Source organism: Massilia sp. CT11-108 (assembly GCF_047302915.1).
Classification (GTDB): domain Bacteria; phylum Pseudomonadota; class Gammaproteobacteria; order Burkholderiales; family Burkholderiaceae_D; genus Telluria; species Telluria orientalis.
Map to the genome: position 1 here is coordinate 1 of NZ_JBKYMO010000579.1, position 3,208 is coordinate 3,208.

Genomic DNA, 3,208 nt, shown 5'->3' on the forward strand with positions numbered 1-3,208 from the left:
AGCGGCGCCGAAGCGGAAAGCGCGCTGCTCGCGGCGAGATCCACGCGCAGCGGCAGCGTCTGCAGCGCTTCGCTCATGATCTCGCGCGCGACGTCGGAATCGTCGACGAGCAGCAGGCGCGCGCCGTCCAGTTCCGGCGGCGCGACCGCCACGCGTTCCGGCTCGCCGGACAGCGGGAAGTCGAGGTCGAAGTGGAACGTCGAGCCCTTGCCCGGGCTGCTCTCGACGACGATGCGCCCCCCCATCAGGCCGACCAGTTGCTGCGAGATCGACAGGCCCAGGCCCGTGCCGCCGTATTCGCGCGTCGTGCTGCCGTTGGCCTGGCTGAACGCGCGGAACAGTTTCGCCTGCTGCTGTTCGCTCATGCCGATGCCCGTGTCGCGCACCGCGAAACGCAGCGTCGCATAACCGTCGCGGAAGCGGTCCGCGGCCGGATCGTCGAGGCGCATGCACGACAGTTCCAGCTCGCCCGCCGGCGTGAATTTCACCGCGTTGTTGACGAGGTTGATGAGGACCTGGCCCAGGCGCAGCGGGTCGCCCACGAGCATGCGCGGGATCGCGTGCGGCACGTGGAACAGGTATTCCAGGTGCTTGTCGGCCGCCTTCTGGCTCGTCACGCTGGCCACGTTCGCGAGCACGTCGTCCAGGCAGAACGGGATGTGCTCGACGTCCAGCTTGCCCGCCTCGATCTTGGAAAAGTCGAGGATGTCGTTGATGATCCCCAGCAGCGACAGCGCGGCGCGGTGGATCTTGCCGACGTAGTCCTGCTGCTTGGGCGAGAGCTCCGTGCGCAGCGTGAGGTAGGCCATGCCGATGATCGCGCTCATCGGCGTGCGGATCTCGTGGCTCATGTTGGCGAGGAATTCTGACTTGGCGACGTTCGCCGCCTCCGCGCGCACGTTGGCCGCGACGAGCGACTGCTCGCGCTCGCGCCGCTCGGAGATGTCGCGGATGAACGAGCAGAATTCGTAGTCGTCGCTCGTGGCCAGCTGGACGCGCGTGATGGCCAGCTCGATCGGAAATTCCACGCCGTCGCGGCGCAAGGCATACGTCTCGATGCGGCTGTCCAGCACCCCGCCCACGCCGCTCCGTTCGTAGCGCGCGAGGCCGTTGCGGTGCGCGGCCCGGTGGCGCTCCGGCACGATGCATTCGGAGAGATCGCGGCCCAGCACCTCCTCGCCCTTCCAGCCGAACATCTTTTCCGCCTGCGCGTTCCAGCCGACGATGCGGCCTTGCCGGTCCATGCGCACGACGGCGTCCAGCGCCGTGTCGACGATGGCCTGCAGCTTGGCCTGGCTACCCTGCGCCATGCGCATCGAGTCCAGCAGCTCGCGCGTGCGCGCGGCGATCTTCTGTTCGAGGTCTTCGTTCAGGTCGCGCAGCTGCTGTTCGATCACGCTCTTTTCGCGCAGCAGGCCGTTCGTCACCTGCTCGGCGCGCCGCAGCCGGTTCAACGTGTCGCGGAAGCTGCGCACGGCCGAGGACAGGCGGCCGATCTGGTCGCGCCGGCCGATGCCGGACAAGTGGATGTCGGTCTCGCCGCGCGCCAGCTTTTCCAACGCTTCCTGGATGTCGGCGAACGGCTGCGTCATGCGGCGGCCGATCAGCAGCACGCACAGGGTGATGGTCAGGGTGAGGATCAGGTTGCCCAGCACGGTCTGGATGATCTGGCGGCGCAGGTCCGCGTCGATCTGGCGGCGCGAGATCGCCAGGTCGATCGAGCCGACCAGGTATTCGCGGTTGCCGTCGTGGTAAACCACTTTCTGCTGGACGCGTTCGGCGCCCTCCTCGTCCGCGCCGGAGCCGAGCGACGCGAGCACCATGCCGTTCGGCGCCAGCACGCGCAGCATGATCACTTCCGGCGTGCCGCCCAGCGCATCGACGACCGAGGACACGGCCGCGCTGTTGATGTCGAACAGCGGCCGCGCCAGCGCGTGCGACACCACGTTGGCCTGGCGTTCGACCCGTTCCCCCAGCCGCGCGCTCGCTTCGCGGTGCAGCGAATGCATCACCCAGGTCGTGTACACCGTCGTCGACAGGGCTACCGCCAGCACGATGCCGGCGCCGAGCCGGAACACGATGTTCTGGCGCCAGCTGTCGGCGAGTCCCCGTACCAGGCCACGCAAAAGCGCTCCCGAACGGCGCGGGCCGGGGGAGGACAGGGAATTAATGACCGCCTCCCGGATGGCCGGTCAGCTCGCGCTCGCGGCGGCGGTAGGCGGGGCTCGTGCGCACGTCCTCGATCGTCTTCCAGATGCGTTCCGCGAGGTCCGGCCGCTGCGCGACGAAGGCGTGCGACAGCAGCAGGTAGTACGGCTTTTCGATCAGCGGCACGGGCAGCATTTCGATCTGCGTGGCGTACGCCGACCGCATCAGCCGCATCGCGTCGCCGCCGCCGAGGGCCGCCGCCACGAGGCGGCCGGCCAGCATCTTCTGCACCAGTTCGTCGGCCTGCTGGCTGCCCTCGTCCACGGGCACGTTCTGGGCGCGCAGGAAGTCGCCGACGGAGTAGCCGAGCTGGAAGCCGATGCGGCCGTCCACGTTGGCGAAACGCTTGCCGTCCCAGTCGACCTTGCCGCCCTTGCGGCGCACCAGGACGTAGCGGTCGACGTGCATGCGCCGGGCCGGATCGGCCAGGCCATCGCCGCCTTTCACGCCGGGATAGGCGCCCAGCGCCAGGCGCTCGCGGCTGAAGCTGACGGCGAAGGCGCCGTCGACCTGGTTCGCCTTGACCTGCGCGAGACAGCGCTTCCACGGCATGCTCTGGTAATCGAGCGTGAGCCCGAGGCGCCGCGCCACTTCGGCCAGCAGCTCGAAATTCAGGCCGCCGCCGTCGAGGGTGCGCCACGGCAGCACTTCCTGGCGTTCGAAGCACAGCGACACGGTGCCCGCCGCGAACGACGGCGCGCCGACGAGCAAACAGCAGGCGATCGATCCGTGGCGAAGGAAGCGCAGCATGGCTTGGGTAGGGCGGCAGCGGCAATAATGATTAAAAACAGACAACAGTATGCCAGACCTTGCCGCCAAAACCTACCTGGACCGTCAAGCCGCCAGCGCGGCGCGGCCGTGGCGCAACTCGGCCAGCACGCCGGCGCGCAGCCCCGTCTTCGGCACCTCCAGTTCCTCGATCTCCAGCTCTTCCATGAGGCCCAGCAGGATGGCCAGCGCGGCCGTCACGTCGCGCAGGCGCAAGTGCCCGAGGCCGGCC

2 protein-coding genes are annotated in these 3,208 nt (G+C 68.7%); both read right to left on the bottom strand.

Annotation, left to right across the window (positions count from 1 at the left end; all coding sequences use genetic code 11):
- The coding region (locus tag ACEN88_RS27710) for an ATP-binding protein (RefSeq protein WP_413344816.1) at positions 1–2,126 on the bottom strand (2,126 nt) is incomplete at its 3' end.
- A gap of 40 nt (positions 2,127–2,166) precedes the next feature.
- The gene (locus ACEN88_RS27715) at positions 2,167–2,958 is read right to left on the bottom strand and encodes a substrate-binding periplasmic protein (RefSeq protein WP_413344818.1); all 792 of its coding nucleotides are present in this window, start codon (positions 2,956–2,958) and stop codon (positions 2,167–2,169) included.
- Positions 2,959–3,208 lie beyond the last annotated feature (250 nt).

Coding starts and splice junctions, on each gene's coding strand:
- ACEN88_RS27715 (WP_413344818.1), bottom strand. CDS start 2,958: ATGCTGCGCTTCCTTCGCCACGGATCGATCGCCTGCTGTTTGCTCGTC.